Below are 19,555 nucleotides of genomic sequence, written 5' to 3' on the forward strand. Positions count from 1 at the left end.
TGTGCCTGGAGACCGTCACGACCCTGTTGGCGTGCGGGAGAACCGCTTGTCCAGGCCCGTCACGTGCAGAAGCCGCGTCAGGCGGGGCTGGAGCCCGCTCAGCCGCAGCGAGCCGCCGGCCGCCTCGACGGTGTTGGCGGCCCAGATCAGCGTGTTCAGCCCCGAGGAGTCGCAGAAGGCGACGTCCTGCAGATCGACGACCACGGACGGCGGCCTGAGGCACGAGATCGCCTCGGTCAGGCCGTGGCGGAACTCCTCCTTCGAGGCCAGATCCAGATCACCGGCAGGACGCAGGACAGCAGCGTCGTCACTCTGCGTGACGACCCAGGAGAAGCCGGTGCGGTCAGCGCTTCTCATTCCACCCCTCCGCTTTGCAACGGTTCGCACTTTTATCATTGCACAGTGCAATGAAACCAGGAAGCCATACTCGCGACCACGAGTCAGAGGCCGATGTCAGGCCGGCCGGTAGTCGCGCAGGTAACGGGAGACCTTCTCCGTGTACGCGCGCCACTTCGCCGGGATGCCGTTCGCGCGCCGTAGTGGCGCCACCCCGCTGCGGTACAGCGCGGCCAGCTTCAGCGCCGGATCGCCGGGCAGCTGCTCGACCTGCGGGCCCAGCCCGCACAGGAAGCGGCCCATCGACAGGATCGACAGCTCCGGGCCGAACGGCGGAGCGGGCTTCGGGCTCTGCAGGCCGCCCGGCTGCCAGTGCCACAGCACCTCGGGGGTCCACCGGGCGATGCCGTACTCGTTGCGGACGTCGTCGGACAGCTCGGGGTCGTAGCCGGACTCCGCCTTCAGCATCGCCGCGATCAGGGCCGGGCTCAGGCCGGGCTCCTCGCAGTACGTGCCGGCCTGCACGATCAGCGTGCGGTACTCGCGGGGGATGTCGGAGTCTTCGCGCAGCCAGCGCGCGGTCGAGCCCTCCGTCACGCTCCGGGCCGGGCCTGGGCTCGTCGCGGCGCTGGAGCCGGTGACGGGCGCCGGGTGCGCGGTGCCTCCGGGAGCGCCGCCGGAAGGGCGGATCAGCACGAGGGTCACGGCGGCCGCGACCGCGGCGGCCACCGCCGCGCCGCCGGCGAGCAGCGCCCGCCGCCTGCCACCCCCCGCCCGCCCCTCCTCGGGCCGGTCGTCCTCGGGCCGGTCGTCCTCGGGCCGGTCGTCCTCGGGGTGGCCGTCCTCGGGGTGGCCGCCGACCTCAGGTGGAGGTGGTGCGGGGGTAGGGGAGGACAGGGCGGCGGCGTACGCGGCCGCGTCCGGCCAGCGCAGCGCGCGATCCGGGTCCAGTGCCCGCATCACCGCCGCGTCCACCGCCTCCGGCACCTCGGGCCGCAGCGCGCTGGGCGGCACCCGGTGCTCGGGCTTGGCCGGCACCTGCCCCGTGAGCAGGTGGTACGTCAGCGCCCCCAGCCCGTGCACGTCGGCCCGCGCGTCCGGCGCCCCGTCGAAGTGGAGCTGCTCGGGCGCCTGGTAGCCGGGCGAGCCGGCCGGCAGCGTCAGCCCGCTCAGGTGGTCGGTGGAGCGGGCGATCCCGAGGTCGGCCACCATCACCCGCTCCCCGCCCTCGGGCCGCGAGCAGAACAGCACGTTGGACGGCTTGAGGTCGCGGTGGACGACCCCGATGCTGTGCAGCACGGCGACGCCCTGGCAGATCTCGTCCACCAGGCCGAGCGCTTCTTCCACGCTCATGGGCGGGCCTTTCAGCCGGTCGAGCAGGGTGCCGCGGTCGGCGTACGTCATGACGAAGTAGGGGCGGCCGTCGTCGAGCTCGCCGAGGTCGAAGACCTGCACGAGCAGGTGGGAGTCGGCCCGGCGCAGCAGCCGCGCCTCCTGGAGGAACCGCTCGCGCACGTCGGCCTGCCTGGCCCAGTTGTCGGCGAGGATCTTGACCGCCACCCACGAGCGGAGGTCGTCGTCGCGGGCGAGGTAGACGGAGGCGAACCCTCCGACCCCGATGAGCTGCTCGATCCGGTAGCGGCCTGCGTGGGAGGGAGCCGTCATTCAGCTCATGATGGTGGATGACCCTGGATCCGTCCACGCGCCCTGGAAGCTGCCAGGTTACGCGGCCGGGGCGTCGTCCCGCACGATCGAGGCAGTGGCGCCGATAGGGGGAGGAACCGCATGACCTCGACACCTGCGCGGGCGCGCGAGTAGGGTCGCGCCCGATGTCCCACAGCACGATCCTGATCCAGCTCGCCGCGACGCCCACGGACGACCGGCCGTACTCGCTGGAGCTCGCGCCGGGGGAGCAGGCGGTCTTCGGGCGGGGGACGCCCGGCTCGCCGGTGGACCTCGTGCTGGACGACCCCGCCGTCTCGCGCCGCGCCGGCCGGATCGTCGCGGTGGGCGACTACTGGCTGCTGTCCAACCTGAGCACGTCCAAGACGTACGTGGTGGAGAACCCGGAGGGCGGCGGCGAGTTCGTGAAGGTGCCGCCGGGGCGGATGGGGGCGCCGATCCCGTTCGAGTTCTCGCGGGTGACGCTGCCGGCGGTGGACGGGACGGTCTCGTTCCTGGTGTTCGCGCCGCAGCACGTTCATGTGCCGCCCGGTCACGCGGACGGCGGCGCCGTCACGCAGGTCGCCTACCCGCTCGACCAGAACGCGAAGTACTTCCGCATCCTGGTGGCCCTGTGCGAGCCGCGCCTGCGCGACCCCTCCACCTCGCGCATCCCCACGATCCCCGAGATCATCGAACGCCTGCCCGACCTCGGGCTCAGCCGCACCGCCGTCGGCTTCCACATCGGTTACCTGGCCGAGAAGAAGCTGCACGTCAAGAGCCCGCAGAGCGGGGAGGGCAAGGCCGACTGGCAGCGGCACGCGCTGGTGTCGGTGGCGCTGAAGTTCGACCTGGTCACCGCCGACCATCTCGCGCTGCTCCCGGTGCCGCGCCGCTGAGCACTCCCGGAGCCGCCCCGAGCCGGTCCACGCAGGTGCGCCGCCGTCGCCACGGGGGCCTGCCCCCGCTCAGGAATGGACGCGTCCTGATGGGGTAGCCGAGCGCGGATGCGCAACGAGGGAAAGCAGCGTGGCCGGCTCGGGGCCCGCGGCCTGGGGCCGCGGCTGACCCTGGCCGGTCTCGCCGTGTGGCTCATCCTCATCCCCTTCAGCCTGCTGCTCGTCGTCGCCAAGCGGCCGCTCAACGACCTGGACGCGGGAGTCGCCGCCGACCTGCACGCGTACGCGCTCGAGCACCCGGCCGTGACCAGGGTGCTCCTCGTGTGGACGGACGTGTTCGGGCCGTGGCCGTGGCGGATCGCCGTCGTGGCCTGCGCCGCCTGGCTGCTGCTCAAGGGCGCGAGACGGGCGGCGCTCTGGGCCGTCACCACCGTGACCGTGGGCGGGCTGCTCGGGCTGGCGGTCAAGGTGATCGTCGCCAGGGCGCGGCCCCACCTGCCGGACCCCGTGGCGCTGGCCCCGGGCGACAGCTTCCCGTCCGGGCACACGGTCAACGCGACGCTCGGCGCCGGCGTGATCGTCCTGCTCCTGCTGCCCGTGCTGCCCCGCTGGGGCCGGCGCGTGGCCTGGGCGGTGGCGGCCTTCCTGGCGCTGTCGGTCGGCTACACCAGGATCGCGCTCGGCGTGCACTGGGTGAGCGACGTGGTCGCGGGGCTCGTGCTGGGGGTGGCGGTGATCGCCGCGACGGCGGCGGCGTTCGAGACGTGGCGGCGGGACCAGGGCCGCAGGCCCGCCTCGCCGGTGGCAGAGGGAGTGGAGCCCGAGTCGGTGCGGGCGCTTCGCGAGTGAAGGGGTGCTTCATGGTCAGAGCAGAGGACTTGAAGTATTACGGGCTGACCCTGTTATCGCCCATGCTGCTGATGGCGGCGGTCACGTACGGCGCGGGCCAGGCGATCCTGGCCTGGCCCACCGGGGAGGCGGCGGTGAGCCGGGCGCTGGCCGCCGGCCGCGACCCGTTCTGGAACGCGGTGACCGACTTCGGCAGCAGCCTGTCCGACACGCCGTACATCGTGGCGCTCACGGCGGTGACCGCGATCGTGTTCCGGCTGTGGCTGCACCGGTGGCGAGAGTCGATCTTCCTCGTGGCCGCCGTGTGGAGCCAGTCGCTGGTCTTCCTCGCGACCACCGAGGCCGTCGGCCGGCACCGCCCGCCCGTGCCGCACCTCGACCCGGCGCCGCCCACCTCCAGCTTCCCCTCCGGGCACGTCAGCGCCGCCGTCGGGTTCTACTGCGGGGTCGCGGTCGTGCTCGCCTCGCGCGTGCGCGGCATGGTGGCGCGGGTGGCCATCTGGACGCCCGCCGTCGCCGCGCCGCTGATCGTCGGCTTCTCCCGGCTCTACCGGGGCATGCACTTCCTCACCGACGTCATGTGGGGGCTGCTGCTCGGCACCGCCTGCGTCGTGATGGCCGCGTGGGCGATCCTGCGCCGCCCGGCCGCGGGAAAGGCGCCCGGCTCGTCCCGGCCGGCCGTTCGCGCGGGGCTCTGAGGCTAGAGCAGGTCCTCGATCCGGATCGGGAGCCGGCGGGGGCGGCGGCCCGTGGCGTGGAAGACCGCGTTCGCGATGGCCGGGGCGACGCCCACCAGGGCCACCTCGCCGAGCGTCTTGACGCCCATGGGGTTGAGCGTGAGGTCCGGCTCGCCGATGAAGTCCACCTCGATCGCGCCGACGTCGGCGTTGACCGGGATCACGTAGTCGGCCAGGTCCGCGTTGAGGAAGCCGCCGAAGCGGGGATCGACCTCGCTGTGCTCGCTCAGCGCCGCGCCGATGCCCCACACGACCGCGCCGCGCACCTGGGCCTCCGCGGTGACGGGGCTGGCCACCCGGCCGCAGTCGGCCACGCTCACCACCCGGGACACCCGGACGCGCGGGGCGGCCGGCTCCACCCGTACCTCCACGAAATGCGCGATGAAGCTGAACGCGACGTGATCGGGATAGTCGGGGCCGTCCGGGGCGACCAGGCCCGCACGCATCCGGTCGACCGCCTCGGGCGGCTGGCCCGGCCCCCGGGTGACCGCCTCGGCCACCACCTCCCGCTCGCCGGTCGCCGCGACGGCGGCGGCCACGTCCACAGGGCCCTCCGGCGGCACGCCCAGGCGTTCGCGCAGCTCACGCAGGGCGGCGTGGACGGCCAGCAGCGTGCTGTGGGTGCCCCACGCGCCCGCCGTCAAGTGGTGCGGCACCACCCGGGTGTCGCCCACCACCGCCCGCACGGAGCCGGCGCCGATCCCCAGATCCTGCGCCACCGCGCTGACCAGCGCGGACGTCATGCCCTGCCCCATCTCGTGCCCGCCCGCCTCGACCAGCACCCCGCCGTCCGCGCCCGCCCGCACGCGGGCCAGCACCGGCACCGTCATCGCCGGGTACGCCCCCGCCGCCACGCCCCAGCCCACCGGCGTCCCGTCGGCCGCCCGCATCGAGCAGGGATCCTGCGAGCGGCCGGCCCAGCCGAACAGCTCCGCGCCCCGCCGCAGGCACGCCGCCAGATGCCGGGACGAGAACGGCTTGCCCGTGACCGGATCCTTCACCGCGTCGTTGGCCAGGCGCAGCTCCACCGGGTCGCGGCCGGCCGCGTGCGCCAGCTCGTCCACCGCCGACTCCAGCGCGAACGCGGCCGGATGCTCGAACGGCGCGCGCATGTACCCCGGCGTCTGCACGTCGGTGCGGACGTGGCGCTGGCGGCCGCGGAAGTTCCTGATGTCGTACAGCCGTGAGGTGATCTCCGTGTAGCTGGCCGGCAGCAGGTCGTGGCGGGACGCCTGCTGGTCCACCTCGTGGATCGCGGCCAGCAGCCGGCCCGAGCGGTCCGCGCCCAGCCGCACGCGGTGCCGGCTCACCGGCCGGAAGCTGGCCGCGTGAAAGGTGTCGGCGCGGGGCAGCACCAGCTTCACCGGACGGCCCAGCCGGCGGGCCGCCACCGCCAGCGGCGCGAGATGCGGCTGCAACGAGTTCTTCTGCCCGAACCCGCCGCCCACGTACGGGGCGATCACCTCCACCCGATCCGGGTCGAGGCCGAGCTGGCGGGCCAGGCCGCCGCGCAGCGCGCCCACGCTCTGGCTGCCCTCGTGGACGACGAGCGTGTCCCCGCGCCACTCCACGACGCCGCCGATCAGCTCCATCGGCACCTGGTGCTGCGGGCCCGCCTCGTAGACGGCGTCCACGCGCAGCGGGCTGCGCTCGTACGCGCCGTCGGCGTCGCCCACGACCACGTCGGCCAGGAACGGCAGCGGCAGCGCCTCCTCCTGGAGCACCGTCTCGGTGCCGGCCGCGTCCAGCTCCACCGCGAACGGATCCTCCTCGTACACCGCCCGCACCAGCCCCGCCGCCTCCGCCGCGGCCACCAGCGTGTCGGCCACCACCAGCGCGACCGGCTGCCCCCGGTACGCGACCCGGTCGTCCAGGAGCGGCTGCAGGCTCTGGAACGCGTAGCCGCCGGCCATGATGTAGCCCGCCGGGACGATGCCCAGGTCGTCGAGGTGCGACAGGACCAGCAGGACGCCGGGGACGGCCTCGGCCGCGGCGGTGTCGAGGCGGATGATCCGGCCCTTGCCGACGGTCGCGACGACCGGCATGGCGTACGCGACGCCGGGCGGCGTGTGGTCGGCGCCGTACCGGGCCGCCCCGGTGACCTTCTCCCGCGCCCCGACGCGAGGCATCTCCGCGTTCGTCATCGTCCGGCCGCTCCCATCGGAGTCGTGGTGTCCTCGGGGCTGGTCATCGTCCGCCGCTCCCCTCGTCCTTACGGCTGGTCATCGTCCGCCGCTCCCCTCGCCTTCACGGCTGGTCATCGCTCGGCCCGTTCCCCGGCGATGCGCAGCGCCTCGGCGACCGTGCGGACGCCCAGCTCGATCCGGAACGCGTTCTGCCTGCCAGGCCGCGCCCCCGCGAACGCGGTCTCCCCGGCCCGCCGCGCGCTGCCCCGGTCGAGCACCGCCCCCACCAGCTCCCGCTCCGCCTCGTGGCAGCGCCAGGGCCGGGTGGCCACGCCGCCCACGGCCACGCGGCACTCCTCGACCGTCCCGCCCGCGCCCAGCGTGACCGCCACCGCCGCCGAGGCCAGCGCGAACGCGTACGACTCCCGGTCGCGCACCTTGTGGTACGTCGATCCGCGCCCGGCGGCGGTGACCGGCACGCGGATGCGGGTGACGATCTCGTCCCAGGCCAGCGTGTGCTCCCGGTCCGGCCGGTCACCCGGCTCGACGTGCAGACTCGCGAGGGGGAGCGTGCGGGAGCCGCGCGGCCCCGCCACGTCCAGGATCGCGTCGAACGCGATCAGCGCGACCGCCCAGTCACCCGGGTACGTGGCGATGCACGCGTCGCTGCCCCCGAGCAGGGCGTGACCGCGGTCGAGGCCGCCGATCGCCGCGCATCCGCTGCCCGGCCGCCGCTTGTTGCACGGGAAGGCGAGGCCGCCGCGGAAGTAGGGGCAGCGGGTGCGCTGCAACAGGTTCCCACCGACGGTCGCCACGTTGCGCAACTGCTGGGAGGCGGCCTTGGCCAGGGACTCCGCCAGCGCCGGATAGTCGCGCCGCAGCACCGGGTCCGCCGCCACGTCCGCCATCGGCGCCCCCGCCCCGAACGACAGCTCGCTCGCCCCCGCCGTGTCGATGCCGGCCAGCTCGGGCAGCGCGCGGATGTCCACGACGGCGGCCGGGCTCTCGACGTCCAGCTTCATCAGGTCGTAGAGCGTGGTGCCGCCGGCCAGCAGCTTCGCGCCGGGGCCCGCCTCGGAAAGGGCGCGCAGGGCCTCGTCGAGGGTGGCGGGCACCGCGTACGCGAACGGCCGCACCCCTCAGCCCTCCCGCCGCTCGCGCGCACCGCCAGGCTCCCCGGCCCTCCCGCCAGGCTCCCCGGCCCTCCCTCCGGGCTCGCCGGTCATCTCCTCAGGCTTCGCCGCCGTCTCGCCGGATCTTCCGGCGGCGGCGCGGATGGCCGCCAGGATGCCCGTGTACGCTCCGCACCGGCACAGGTTCCCGCTCATGTGCTCGCGGATCTCGTCGTCGTCCCCGGCGTTGCCCTCGGCGACGCAGGCCAGGCCCGACATGACCTGCCCGGGCGTGCAGTAGCCGCACTGCAGCGCGTCATGGTCGACGAACGCCTGCTGGAGCGGATGCAGGCCCCCATCGGCTCCGGAGACGCCCTCGATCGTCCGTACGGACCGGTGGTTCGCCTGCACGGCGGGCAGCAGGCAGGACACGACGCGCCGCCCGTCCAGATGGACCGTGCAGGCGCCGCACTGCCCGTGGTCGCAGCCCTTCTTCGACCCGGTCAGGCCCAGCCGCTCGCGCAGGACGTCGAGCAGCGACTCCCGCGGGTCGAGGTCGAGGCGGACGGCCTCACCGTTGACCGTCAGCTCGGTCGCTACCTCCGAGGTCATACGCGCCACGCTAGTGCCGAGCGCCGTTTTTATCCCCATATGACGGGATAAGGCCCGGTCAAGAATGCTCCCGGACACCGCACGCCGCGTGACGTCAGGAGGGTTGTTACCGTGCTGCTCGTGCCCTTCATCGACGCGCTGTCCGCCGCCCTGCCACCCGGCCGCATCGTCCTCGACGCCGACGTCATCGGCGCCTACGCCCGCGACCAGGCCGCATGGGCCCCGGCCGGCACGCCGGTCGCGCTGGTCAAGCCGCAGGACGCCGAGCAGGTCCGCGCGGTCGTCGCCGCCTGCGCCGAGCACGGCGTGCCGATCGTGCCGCGCGGCGCCGGCACCGGCCTGTCCGGCGGGGCGAACGCCGTGGACGGCTGCGTGCTGCTCGCCCTCGACGGCATGGATCGCATCCTGGAGATCGACCCGGCCGAGCAGCTCGCCGTCGTCCAGCCGGGCGTGATCAACGACCAGCTCCGGGCCGCCGCAGCCAGGCACGGCCTGTGGTATCCGCCCGACCCGGCCAGCTCGCCCTGGTCCACGATCGGCGGCAACACGGCCACGAACGCGGGCGGCGTCTGCTGCGTCAAGTACGGCGTCACCCGCGACTACGTCCTCGGCATGAAGGTCGTCACCGGCAGGGGAGAGCTGGTCACGCTGGGCCGCCGCACCAGGAAGGGCGTGGCCGGCTACGACCTGGCCGGCCTGTTCGTCGGCTCCGAGGGCACGCTGGGCGTGATCACCGAGATCACCGTACGGCTGCTCCGGCTGCCGGCCGCCCCGCCGAAGACCGTCGTCGGCGCGTTCGGCTCCCTGGTCGCGGCGGGGGAGGGCGTGGCGGCGGTGGCCAGGGCGGGCATCACGCCGTCCGCGCTGGAGCTGGTGGACCGCTACTGCCTGCGGGCCGTGGACGACTGGAAGAACATGGGCCTGGCCGACCTCGGCGACGTCCTGCTGCTCGGCCGCATCGACACCGGCGACGAGAGCGAGGCGGAGGCGCTGCAGGCGTGCTTCGACGCGGCCGGCGCCGTCTTCAGCACCCGCTCCACCGACGCGGAGGAGGCCGAGGCGCTGTTCGCCGCCCGCCGGCTCGCCTACCCGGCGCTCGAACGGCTCGGGCCCGTGCTCACCGAGGACGTGTGCGTGCCGCGCGGCCTCGTACCCGAGATGCTGGCCCGCATCGAGGCGCACGCCAAGGCGCACGGCGTGCACATCGCCAACATCGCGCACGCCGGCGACGGCAACCTGCACCCGCTCATCGTCGTGCCGGCCGGCGACGAGAAGGCGGGGGAGCGGGCGCAGCAGGCGTTCGAGTCCATCCTCGACGACGCCGTCACGCTCGGCGGCACCGTCACCGGGGAGCACGGCGTCGGGCTGCTGAAGAAGCGCGGGATGCGGGCCGAGCTGGGCGAGGACGTGCTGGCACTGCATCGCGCGATCAAGTCGGCCCTCGACCCGGCCGGCATCTTCAACCCCGGCAAGGTCATCTGACCCGGGAGCTTGTGCACGTTCAGGAAGGCACCGGGCCCGTGAGGCGCGCGCTGCCGGGACGGCCCACGGCCTCCGGCAGGCGGGCGGCGTCAGGGCAGGACCGATCCTGACAGGCGGCCGGTGCGGCGGTAGACCGCGCACATGATGTCGCGGTCCCGTCCGCCCAGGTCTCGGCGGTCGGCATGGTCGGGGTCAGGGGACCGTGATGACCACGTTCCCCGTTTTCTGCCCCGTCTCCACGTAACGGTAGGCGTCGAGAATCTGGTCGAGGGAGTAATGCCGGTCGACGACCGGCCGGAACGCGCCGGACTCGATGAGCTCCTTGAAATGCCGCGCCATTCCCGCGTCATGCCGAGGGAACGGAAACCGTACCCGCCGCCCTCCGAACAACGGGGTGACGGCCGCCAGGACGAGGTTCTGCCATAAGGGCCCGACGTCGGAGGCGAGAAAGCTGCCGCGCGGCTTCAGCAACCGCCGGCACCGCCCGAACGTGCTCTTGCCGACGGCGTCGATGACGACGTCGTACTTCTGCTCGTCGGCGGTGAAATCGGTGGCGGTGTGGTCGACGGCTTTGTCGGCGCCGAGGCGGCGCACCAGGTCGAGGTGTTCGGGGCCGCAGACGGCGGTGACGTTCGCGCCGACGCTTTTGAGCAGTTGCACGGCGGCCGAGCCGATGGCGCCGGTCGCGCCGTACACCAGCACGTCCTGGCCGGCACGCACCCGGGCGCCCGTGATCAGCGCCAGCGCGTAGTGGGAGCCTTCGGTGGCGGGGGCGGCCTCCTCGTACGTCAGGCCCTCCGGCAGCGGCGCCAGCGTGCCGCTCGCCGGGATCACCATGTATTGTGCGTGCGCCCCGAACCGCGCGTCGTTGTAACCGAACACTTTGTCGCCCGGCTTGAAAGCGGTGACGCCACTGCCCACCGCTTCGACGTCGCCCGCGAATTCGGTGCCGAGAACGGGGATGCGCGGCCTGACGAGCCCCGTCATGAAACGCCAGATGAATGGCTGGGCGGCGCGCATCGCGCAATCCGTGCGGTTGACGGTCGTCGCGCGTACGCGGACGAGCACGTCACCGTCTTTGAGGGCCGGCTTTTCGACCTCTGAAACGCTCACCACTTCCGGCGGGCCGTATCTGGCGCGCACTGCGGCTTTCATGCCCGGATTCTAGCCACCGATCACCCGTCGGTGGCGGTGTGCACGTGAGCGAGATCGGCTTCCATGCGGGCGGCCGCCTTCCGCAGCTCGGGCAGGACGTCGCGCAGCAGCGTGTCGTTGGTGGCGCGGCCGGCGTGGGTGGCGACGTTGACGGCCGCCACGGTGCGTCCGGTGCGGTCGCGGATCGGCACGGCGATGGACCGCACGCCTTCCTCCAGCTCCTGGTCCACGAGGGCGTACCCGTCGGCGGCGGCCTGGCGCAGCAGGGCGCGCAGCTCCGTGGGCGAGGTGACCGTCCTGGGCGACAGGCGGCGGGGCTCGATGGCGGCGAGCCGTTCGTCGGGCAGCTCGGCCAGCAGCACCCGGCCCATGGAGGTCGCGTACGCGGGGAACCGGGTGCCCACCGTGATGTTGATGCTCATCAGGCTGACCGTCTGGACCCGGGCCACGTACATCACGTCATCGCCGGACAGCACCGCCACGGACGCCGACTCCCGCACGCGGGCCACCAGGTCGGCCAGGTGCGGCTGCACGACCTCGCCGATCGTCAGCCCGGACAGGCCGGCATACCCGAGCTCCAGCACCCGGGGCAGCAGCACGAAGCGGCCCCCGCTGGCGGCGCCGGCGTAGCCGAGGCGTTCCAGGGTCTGCACCGCCCGCCGCACGGTCGCGCGAGGCAGGCCGGTGACCTTGGCGCAGTCGGCCAGGGTCAGGCCGCCCGGCACGGTGCCGAGCGCGACCATGACGGCCAGGCCGCGGGCGAGCGACTGCAGGAAGCCCATGCCGAGCTCCTGCTTGGCCGCGCGGGACGGATCGACACCGGTCGCGCCCGGCGGAGACGACAGGATCTCCTCCGCCACAGGGGAGGGCAGAGGTCCGGCCTCCCTAGGGGACGGCACGGGCCCCGCCTCCGCAGGGGACAGCGGGGGGCCGGCCAGCGCCGCCTCCATCTCGGCGACCGTCTTGCGCAGCGCGCCCAGGCAGTGCTCGCGCAGCCCGGCCACCGTGTGCCGGCTGGTGTGGCTGACGACGCTGACCGCGCACACCGCCCGCCCCGCCCCGTCCCGTACGGGCATCGCCACCGCGATCAGCCCCGGCTCGATGAGCTGATCGTCCTCCGCCCACGGCGCGGCGGGGCCGAGCAGGGCGAGGCCGGCGGCGCAGCGGGAGGCGGGCAGCAGGTCGCCGACCCGGAAGGTGACCGACATGGTGCGCCGGCGGGTGCGCTGGATGATGAAGCGCACCCCGTCGCCGTCGGGGACGGCCAGCGACACCGACTCGTCGAGCTCGTCGGCCAGTCGCCCGGCCAGGGGCGCGAGCGCGTCACGCAGGCCGCCGCCCGCGAGGTACGCCTCGCCCAGCTCCATGAGGCGCGGCGCGGGCCGCACGTCGCGGCCCTCCGCCCGTACGTAACCGAGGTGCGCGAGCGTGGCCAGCACGCGGTCGACGGTGGACCTGGCCAGGCCGGTCGCGCGCACCAGGTCCGTCGCCCGCACGGGCCGGCGGGGGTCGGCGGCCAGCGCGCGCAGCACGGCGAGGCCGCGCTCCAGGGTTCCGGCCGCTTCCATGGGCTGCTCCTCACCGCAAGACGGGCACGACAGGGACCTTTGACAGCCCGTGCCCCGCTCCACATACTGGAGCACATCATCATAATGAACTAAAGTTCGCAGAGCGAACACGTCACGAACGGAGCGTCGTGCCCAGAGACAAGGTGGTCGCCACGGCCGCGGAGGCGCTGGCCGGCGTGCACGATGGCGCGTCGTTCGCCGTCGGCGGTTTCGGCCTCAGCGGCATCCCCAACGTGCTGATCAAGGCCCTGTACGACACCGGCGTGACCGGCCTCGCCGTCGTCTCCAACAACTGCGGCGTCGACGGCGGCGGCCTCGGCATCCTGCTGGCGGCCGGCCGCATCGCCCACGTCACCGCGTCCTACATCGGCGACAACAAGGAGTTCGCCCGGCAGTACCTGTCCGGCGAGCTGGAGGTCGAGCTGACACCGCAGGGCAGCCTGGCCGAGCGGCTGCGCGCCGGCGGCAGCGGCATCCCCGCGTTCTACACGCCCGCCGGCGTCGGCACGCCGATCGCCGACGGCGGCCTGCCGCTGCGCCACCACCCCGACGGCTCGATCGCGCTCGCCTCGCCGCCGAAGGAGGTGCGGGAGTTCGACGGCCGCCCGTACGTGCTGGAGCACGGCATCCGTACGGACTTCGCGCTGGTCCGCGCGGCCAAGGGCGACCGGTACGGCAACCTGGTCTTCAACAAGGCGTCGAGGAACTTCAACCCGCTGGCCGCCATGGCGGGCCGCGTCACGGTCGCGGAGGTCGAGGAGCTGACCGAACTCGACCCCGACGAGGTGCACCTGCCGGGCGTCTTCGTGCAGCGGGTGCTCGTCCTGACCCCCGAGCAGGCCGCCGACAAGGGCATCGAACGGCGCACGGTCTCCGACCCCCAGGCACAAGGGACGATCACCGCATGAGCTGGACCCGCGACGAGATGGTCGCCCGCGCGGCGGCCGAGCTGCGTGACGGCGACTACGTCAACCTCGGCATCGGCCTGCCCACCCGCATCCCCTCCTTCCTGCCGCCGGGCGTGGACGTGGTGCTGCACTCGGAGAACGGCATCCTCGGCGTCGGCCCGTACCCGACGCCGGACAACCTCGACCCCGACCTGATCAACGCCGGCAAGGAGACGGTCACCGTGCTCCCCGGCGCGTCGTTCTTCGACTCCTCGCTGTCGTTCGGCATGATCCGCGGCGGCCACATCGACGTGGCCGTGCTCGGCGCCATGCAGGTGTCGGCGCGCGGCGACCTGGCCAACTGGATGGTGCCCGGCAAGCTGGTCAAGGGCATGGGCGGCGCCATGGACCTGGTGCACGGCGCCCGCAAGGTCATCGTGATCACCGACCACAACGCCAAGGACGGCTCCCCGAAGATCGTCGAGGAGTGCTCGCTGCCGCTGACGGGCAAGGAGTGCGTGCACCGGATCATCACCGACCTCGGCGTGCTCGACGTGACCGAGCGGGGGCTCGCGCTGGTGGAGTGCGCGCCCGGAGTGAGCGTGGACGAGGTGCGCGAGCGCACCGGCGCGGAGGTGACCGTAGCGTGAAGAACGTCTATATCGTCGATGCCGTACGCACCCCCTTCGGCCGCTACGGCGGCGCCCTGTCGAAGATCCGCCCCGACGACCTGGCCGCCCACGTCATCGCCGCGCTGGCCGAACGCAACGGCCTGGAGGCCGCCGACGAGGTCGTCCTCGGCAACGCCAACGGCGCCGGCGAGGAGAACCGCAACGTCGCCCGCATGGCCGCCATCCTGGCCGGCCTGCCCGTCACCACGCCCGGCGTCACGGTCAACCGCCTGTGCGGCTCCGGCATGGAGGCCGTCATCCAGGCGTACCGCGCGATCGCGCTCGGCGACGCCTCCACCGTGATCGCCGGCGGCGTCGAGTCGATGACCCGCGCCCCGTGGGTGCTGCCGAAGCCCGACAAGGCCTTCCCGGCGGGCGGCCAGGAGCTGGTCTCCACCACGCTCGGCTGGCGGCTGGTCAACCCCGCCATGCCCGCCGAGCACACGGTCGCCCTCGGCGAGGGCGCCGAGCTGATCGCCGACAAGCACCGCATCGGCCGGGCCGAGCAGGACGCGTTCGCGCTGGCCAGCCACCAGAAGGCGGCCAAGGCGTCGTTCGAGCGGGAGATCGTCCCCATCGCCGGCGTGACCCGCGACGAGGGCATCCGCCACGACACCTCGCTGGAGGCGCTGGCCAAGCTCAAGCCCGCCTTCCGCAAGGACGGCGGCACCGTCACCGCCGGCAACTCCTCCCCGCTCAACGACGGTGCCGCCGCCCTGCTGCTGACCGACGAGGCCGGCCTGCGCGGGCGCGAGCCCCTGGCCAGGATCGTCGCCACCGGGGTCAGCGCGCTGGAGCCCCGCTACTTCGGGCTCGGCCCCGTCGAAGCGGCCGGCAAGGCGCTGGCCAAGGCGGGCAAGCGGCTCGGCGACCTCGACACGGCCGAGCTGAACGAGGCGTTCGCCGCCCAGGTGCTGGGCTGCCTGGCCGAGCTGCCCGACCTCGACCCCGCGATCGTCAACCCCGACGGCGGCGCCATCGCGATCGGCCACCCGCTCGGAGCCTCCGGCGCCCGCGTCACCGGCGCGGTCGCCCACCGGCTGGCCGCCGCCGGCTCCGGCCTCGGTCTCGCCTGTCTCTGTATCGGCGTCGGCCAAGGGCTGGCCGTCGTACTCGAAAGGTAGCGTGATGTCCGAACCCCTCAAGCAGGCCGACATCGATCAGGAGATCGCGGCCCGCGCCGGCGAGCCGGGCGACCACCCGGCCCGCGACTACGCCCCCTACCGCAGCACCCTGCTCCGCCACCCCAAGCAGCCGCTCGTCGCGATCAAGGATCCGGAGGCGGCCGAGCTGTCGGGGCCGGTGTTCGGCGTCAGCGACGTGACCCCGTTCGACAACGACCTGACGAAGCAGCACCTGGGCGAGCCGCTGGGCGAGCGCATCACCGTGCGCGGGCGCGTCCTCGACCGGCAGGGCCGCCCCGTGCGCGGGCAGCTCGTCGAGATCTGGCAGGCCAACTCCGCCGGCCGCTACCTGCACCAGCGCGACGACCACCCGGCGCCGCTCGACCCCAACTTCACCGGCGTCGGCCGCTGCCTGACCGACGACGACGGCAACTACCTGTTCACCACGATCAAGCCCGGCCCGTACCCGTGGCGCAACCACCTCAACGCCTGGCGCCCGGCGCACATCCACTTCTCGCTGTTCGGCACGGCCTTCACGCAGCGGCTGGTGACCCAGATGTACTTCCCCGGCGACCCGCTGTTCCCGTACGACCCGATCATGCAGTCGGTCACGGACGAGCGCGCCCGGCAGCGGCTCGTCGCCGACTACGTGCACGACCTGTCCGAGCCCGAGTTCTCGCTCGGCTACCGGTGGGACATCGTGCTCGACGGGCCCACCGCGACCTGGATGGAGGAAGGCCGTTGAACCCCACCCCCTCGCAGACCGTCGGCCCGTTCTACGGGTACGCGCTGCCGTTCCCCGGCGGCGGCGACATCGCGACCGGCGGGATCGCCGTGCACGGGTACGTCTACGACGGCGCCGGCGATCCCGTCCCCGACGCGCTGCTGGAGTTCTGGCAGGCCGACGAGCACGGCTCCCTGGCCGGCGCGCCCGGCACCCTGCGCCGCGACCCCACCAACGGGGCCGTCCTCGGGCGCGACGGCGTGCGCTTCACCGGCTTCGGCCGCGTGGCCACCGACCTCGACGGGCACTGGACGCTGCGCACGGTCGTGCCGCCGAACGGGTACATCAGCGTGTGCGTCTTCGCCCGCGGGCTGCTGCACCACCTGTTCACCCGCATCTACCTCGGGCAGGACGCCTTCCTCGACTCGCTCCCGCCGGAGCGGCGGCAGACGCTCGTGGCGGTGGAGGAGCGCGAAGGGGTGTACCGGTTCGACATCCATCTGCAGGGCGAGAAGGAGACGGTCTTCCTTGACTTCGGGTGACCCCGAGCCGCATCCAGGAGGTTCCGGAGCGGATCTCGGGCTGCTGGCCCCCATGCGGGGCGCGGCCGAGGCCACCGGCGACGCCGCCGTGCTCCAGGCGATGCTGGACGCCGAGGCCGCGCTGGCCCGCGCCCAGGCGGCCCTCGGCCTGGTCCCCGCCGAGGCGGCGGCTGCGGTGTCGGCCGCCTGCCGCCCCGACGCGGTCAGCCTCCCCGGCCTCGTGACGCGATCCCGCTCCGGCGGGAACCCGGTCATCCCGCTCGTCCAGGACCTGCGCGAGGCCGCCGGCCCCTACGGCGAGTACGTGCATCGGGGCGCGACCAGCCAGGACATCGTCGACACCGCCCTCATGCTCGTCTCCCGCCGCACGCTCGGCCCGGTCCTGGCCGACCTCGGCCGGGTCGTCGAGCGGCTCACCGCCCTGGCCGCCGCGCACCGCGACACGCCGATGGCCGCCAGGACGCTCACCCAGCAGGCCGTCCCGACGACGTTCGGGCTGAAGGCGGCGGGCTGGCGCAAGCTGGCCGCCGACGCCCGCACCCGCCTGTCCGCCGCCACCGACGCCCTGCCCGCCCAGCTCGGCGGCGCGGCCGGCACCCTGGCCGCCTTCCGGCCCGAGGGCACGGACGCCGACGTGGTGCTGCGGCTGCCCGGGCGGTTCGCCGCCGAGCTGGGGCTGGCCGAGCCGGTGCTGCCGTGGCACGTCCTGCGCACCCCCGTCGCCGACCTGGCCGGGGCGCTCGCGTTCACGGCGGGGGCGCTGGGCAAGCTGGCGGCCGACGTGCTCGTCCTCTCGCGCACCGAGATCGGCGAGCTGTCCGAGGGCGTCGGCGGCGGGTCGTCCTCGATGCCGCACAAGCACAACCCGGTCCGCGCCACGATGATCGCCGCCGCCGCCCGCCAGGTCCCGCCGCTCGCCGCCATCCTGTACGGCTCGCTCGCCGCCGAGGACGAACGCCCGTCCGGCGCGTGGCACGCCGAGTGGCAGCCGCTGCGCGAGTCCCTGCGCCTGGTGGCCGGCGCCGCCCGCGACGCCGCCGAGCTGACCGCGGACCTGCGCGTCCACCCGGACCGCATGGCCGCCAACGTGACCGTCCCCGGCACCCCGGGCCCGGCCCCGGCCCTCGTGGACCACGCCCTCACGGACCGAGGCCGTACGGACCTCGACCGCACGGCGCCCGCCCGCGTGGACCGCGACCGCACGGCCAGTGCCGGACACTCCGATCGACACGAACACGAATAGGCACCGCACCGATGCAGCTGCTGCACTACCGCCTGGACGGCCCCGAGCACGGCGAGCCGCTCATCCTCGCCCCATCCCTCGGCACCTCCACCCGCCTGTGGAACCCGCAGATCACGGCGCTGGCCCGCACGTTCAGGGTGCTCAGGTTCGACCTGCCCGGCCACGGCGACTCGCCGACGCTTCCGGCGAGCACCATGGACGACCTGACCGCCCTGGTCCTGGACGTGGCGAGCGCCGAGGGCATGGACACCTTCCACTACGCGGGCGTCTCCATCGGCGGGGCGATCGGCGCCACGCTGGCGGCCCGCCACCCCGGGCGGCTGCGTTCGCTGGCCATGATCTGCTCCAGCGCCCGGTTCGGCGACCCGGCGTCCTGGCACGAGCGGGCGAAGCTGGTCCGCGCGGAGGGCACCGCGCCGCTGCTGGAGGCCACGGCCCGCCGCTGGTTCGCGCAGACCCCCGTCCAGGCTCTGCTGGACGACCTGGCCGCCGCCGACCCCGCCGGGTACGCCGCCTGCTGCGACGCCCTGGCGGCCTACGACCTGCGCGCGGACCTCGCCGCGATCACCGTCCCGACCCTCGTGGTGGCCGGCCGCGACGACCCGGCGACGCCCCCGGCCCACGCCCGGGAGCTGGCCGACGGCATCCCCGGCGCCACGCTCGTCGAGCTGCCCGGCGCCGCCCACCTGGCCCCCGCCGACCAGCCCGAACGCGTCACCGAGGCGCTGCTCGCCCACCTGCCGGCCGTGCCCGGCATGCGGGTGCGGCGCGAGGTGCTCGGCGACGCGCACGTGGACCGCGCCGTCGCCCGGACGACGCCCTTCACCAGGGACTTCCAGGACCTCATCACCCGCTACGCCTGGGGCGAGATCTGGACCCGCCCCGGTCTCGACCGCCGCACCCGTAGCTGCGTCACGCTCACCGCGCTCGTCGCCCGCGGCCACCTCGACGAGCTGGCCATGCACGTACGCGCCGCGCTGCGCAACGGCCTCACCCCCGACGAGATCGGCGAGGTCCTGCTGCAGAGCGCCATCTACTGCGGGGTCCCGGCGGCCAACGCCGCGTTCGCCGTCGCGCAGCGCGTCCTGGAGGAGGAGGGGCGCGGCGCGTCCTGAACGAGGAGAGCCCGTCATGACCGCCACCCCGCGGGCCCGCCTATGATGAGCGAATGACCTCGCCCCCCGCCACCACCGAACGCCAGCGGGACGCCGACCGCACCAAGGCGGAGATCCTGGAGGTCGCGCAGCGCGAGTTCGCCCGCTACGGCTACGCGGGGGCGCGCGTGGACGAGATCGCGGCCCGCATGCGCACGACCAAGCGCATGATCTACTACTACTTCGGCAGCAAGGAGCGGCTCTACATCGCCGTCCTGGAGAAGGCGTACGCCGAGGTGCGCGAGGTCGAGCGCACCGTCGACGTCGAGCACCTGGCGCCCGTCGAGGCCATCCGCACGCTGGCGGAGCTGACCTTCGACCACCACGACGCGCACCGCGAGTTCATCCAGCTCGTCGCGATCGAGAACATCCACCGGGCCGAGCACATCCGCAAGTCCGAGGTCCTGGCCAACCTCGGCACGCCGGTGCTCGACCTGATCTCCCGCATCCTCGACGCCGGCCAGGAGTCGGGCGACTTCGTCACCGAGGCCGACGCCATCGACGTGCACATGATGATCAGCGCGTTCTGCTTCTTCCGGGTGGCGAACCAGCACACGTTCGGCGCGCTGTTCGGCCGCGACATGACCGCCGCCGAGCACCGGGCCAGGCAGCGGCGCATGGTCGGCGAGATGATCGTCGCCTACCTGTGCGGCGACGGCGCCGCCCCCCGCT

The 19,555-nt window shown here is 73.9% G+C and carries 19 protein-coding genes; 12 read left to right on the forward strand and 7 right to left on the reverse strand.

What is annotated here, in order from left to right; all coding sequences use genetic code 11:
• Positions 1 to 15: 15 nt before the first annotated feature.
• Both HCN51_RS47755 and HCN51_RS47760 read right to left on the reverse strand, forming a co-directional pair.
• On the reverse strand, positions 16 to 357 hold the full coding sequence (locus HCN51_RS47755) for an STAS domain-containing protein (RefSeq protein WP_168018593.1): 342 nt from the start codon (positions 355 to 357) through the stop codon (positions 16 to 18).
• A 96-nt stretch (positions 358 to 453) separates the two neighbouring features.
• Entirely contained in the window at positions 454 to 2,001 is a 1,548-nt protein-coding gene (locus HCN51_RS47760) for a serine/threonine-protein kinase (RefSeq protein ID WP_168018600.1), read from the reverse strand.
• A 164-nt stretch (positions 2,002 to 2,165) separates the two neighbouring features.
• Here HCN51_RS47760 and HCN51_RS47765 point away from each other — a divergent pair, with 164 nt between their 5' ends.
• From HCN51_RS47765 to HCN51_RS47775, 3 genes are all read left to right on the forward strand, one after another.
• The gene (locus HCN51_RS47765; RefSeq protein WP_168018601.1) at positions 2,166 to 2,897 is read left to right on the forward strand and encodes an FHA domain-containing protein; all 732 of its coding nucleotides are present in this window, start codon (positions 2,166 to 2,168) and stop codon (positions 2,895 to 2,897) included.
• 108 nt (positions 2,898 to 3,005) lie between these two features.
• Positions 3,006 to 3,746, forward strand: a complete 741-nt coding sequence (locus HCN51_RS47770) for a phosphatase PAP2 family protein (RefSeq protein WP_168018602.1) — start codon at positions 3,006 to 3,008, stop codon at positions 3,744 to 3,746.
• 11 nt (positions 3,747 to 3,757) lie between these two features.
• The gene (locus HCN51_RS47775) at positions 3,758 to 4,444 is read left to right on the forward strand and encodes a phosphatase PAP2 family protein (RefSeq protein ID WP_168018603.1); all 687 of its coding nucleotides are present in this window, start codon (positions 3,758 to 3,760) and stop codon (positions 4,442 to 4,444) included.
• Positions 4,445 to 4,446: 2 nt separating this feature from the next.
• Here the strand turns inward: HCN51_RS47775 and HCN51_RS47780 are convergent, their stop codons facing one another.
• The 3 genes from HCN51_RS47780 to HCN51_RS47790 form a co-directional block, all read right to left on the reverse strand.
• The gene (locus HCN51_RS47780) at positions 4,447 to 6,627 is read right to left on the reverse strand and encodes a xanthine dehydrogenase family protein molybdopterin-binding subunit (RefSeq protein ID WP_168018604.1); all 2,181 of its coding nucleotides are present in this window, start codon (positions 6,625 to 6,627) and stop codon (positions 4,447 to 4,449) included.
• Positions 6,628 to 6,740: 113 nt separating this feature from the next.
• A complete protein-coding gene (locus HCN51_RS47785) occupies positions 6,741 to 7,745 on the reverse strand; it encodes an FAD binding domain-containing protein (protein WP_168018606.1) in 1,005 nt (334 codons plus the stop codon).
• 3 nt (positions 7,746 to 7,748) lie between these two features.
• The gene (locus HCN51_RS47790) at positions 7,749 to 8,333 is read right to left on the reverse strand and encodes a (2Fe-2S)-binding protein (protein WP_206068730.1); all 585 of its coding nucleotides are present in this window, start codon (positions 8,331 to 8,333) and stop codon (positions 7,749 to 7,751) included.
• Between the two features lie 111 nt (positions 8,334 to 8,444).
• On the opposite strand from HCN51_RS47790, the gene HCN51_RS47795 reads away from it, so the two are divergent.
• A complete protein-coding gene (locus HCN51_RS47795; RefSeq protein WP_168018616.1) occupies positions 8,445 to 9,815 on the forward strand; it encodes an FAD-linked oxidase C-terminal domain-containing protein in 1,371 nt (456 codons plus the stop codon).
• A 192-nt stretch (positions 9,816 to 10,007) separates the two neighbouring features.
• On the opposite strand, the gene HCN51_RS47800 is transcribed toward HCN51_RS47795, so the two are convergent.
• Both HCN51_RS47800 and HCN51_RS62735 read right to left on the reverse strand, forming a co-directional pair.
• Complete coding sequence (locus tag HCN51_RS47800; protein WP_206068731.1) at positions 10,008 to 10,970, reverse strand: NAD(P)-dependent alcohol dehydrogenase; 963 nt, start codon at positions 10,968 to 10,970, stop codon at positions 10,008 to 10,010.
• A gap of 20 nt (positions 10,971 to 10,990) precedes the next feature.
• Positions 10,991 to 12,538, reverse strand: coding sequence for an IclR family transcriptional regulator domain-containing protein (locus tag HCN51_RS62735; RefSeq protein WP_168018620.1), 1,548 nt, complete (start codon positions 12,536 to 12,538; stop codon positions 10,991 to 10,993).
• Positions 12,539 to 12,666: 128 nt separating this feature from the next.
• Between HCN51_RS62735 and HCN51_RS47810 the strand changes: the two genes are divergently transcribed.
• The 8 genes from HCN51_RS47810 to HCN51_RS47845 form a co-directional block, all read left to right on the forward strand.
• Positions 12,667 to 13,446 carry a 3-oxoacid CoA-transferase subunit A gene (locus HCN51_RS47810; RefSeq protein WP_168018630.1) on the forward strand — a complete coding sequence of 260 codons (780 nt, stop codon included), beginning with the start codon at positions 12,667 to 12,669 and terminating at the stop codon, positions 13,444 to 13,446.
• Positions 13,443 to 14,075, forward strand: coding sequence for a CoA transferase subunit B (locus HCN51_RS47815; protein WP_168018632.1), 633 nt, complete (start codon positions 13,443 to 13,445; stop codon positions 14,073 to 14,075). The genes HCN51_RS47810 and HCN51_RS47815 overlap by 4 nt, the downstream gene beginning before the upstream one ends.
• Positions 14,072 to 15,220 (forward strand): thiolase family protein, encoded by a 1,149-nt coding sequence (locus HCN51_RS47820; protein ID WP_346434056.1) that lies wholly within the window; start codon positions 14,072 to 14,074, stop codon positions 15,218 to 15,220. Before HCN51_RS47815 ends, HCN51_RS47820 begins: the two co-directional genes overlap by 4 nt.
• A gap of 4 nt (positions 15,221 to 15,224) precedes the next feature.
• On the forward strand, positions 15,225 to 15,965 hold the full coding sequence (pcaH, locus tag HCN51_RS47825) for a protocatechuate 3,4-dioxygenase subunit beta (protein WP_168018635.1): 741 nt from the start codon (positions 15,225 to 15,227) through the stop codon (positions 15,963 to 15,965).
• The gene (gene pcaG / locus HCN51_RS47830) at positions 15,962 to 16,486 is read left to right on the forward strand and encodes a protocatechuate 3,4-dioxygenase subunit alpha (RefSeq protein WP_168018637.1); all 525 of its coding nucleotides are present in this window, start codon (positions 15,962 to 15,964) and stop codon (positions 16,484 to 16,486) included. Before pcaH ends, pcaG begins: the two co-directional genes overlap by 4 nt.
• On the forward strand, positions 16,473 to 17,729 hold the full coding sequence (gene pcaB / locus HCN51_RS47835) for a 3-carboxy-cis,cis-muconate cycloisomerase (RefSeq protein WP_240974005.1): 1,257 nt from the start codon (positions 16,473 to 16,475) through the stop codon (positions 17,727 to 17,729). The genes pcaG and pcaB overlap by 14 nt, the downstream gene beginning before the upstream one ends.
• A gap of 11 nt (positions 17,730 to 17,740) precedes the next feature.
• Positions 17,741 to 18,844 carry a bifunctional 3-oxoadipate enol-lactonase/4-carboxymuconolactone decarboxylase PcaDC gene (pcaDC, locus tag HCN51_RS47840; protein ID WP_168018639.1) on the forward strand — a complete coding sequence of 368 codons (1,104 nt, stop codon included), beginning with the start codon at positions 17,741 to 17,743 and terminating at the stop codon, positions 18,842 to 18,844.
• A gap of 53 nt (positions 18,845 to 18,897) precedes the next feature.
• The coding region (locus HCN51_RS47845; protein WP_168018641.1) for a TetR/AcrR family transcriptional regulator at positions 18,898 to 19,555 on the forward strand (658 nt) is incomplete at its 3' end.

It is taken from the genome of Nonomuraea composti (genome assembly GCF_012034275.1).
Lineage (GTDB): Bacteria > Actinomycetota > Actinomycetes > Streptosporangiales > Streptosporangiaceae > Nonomuraea > Nonomuraea composti.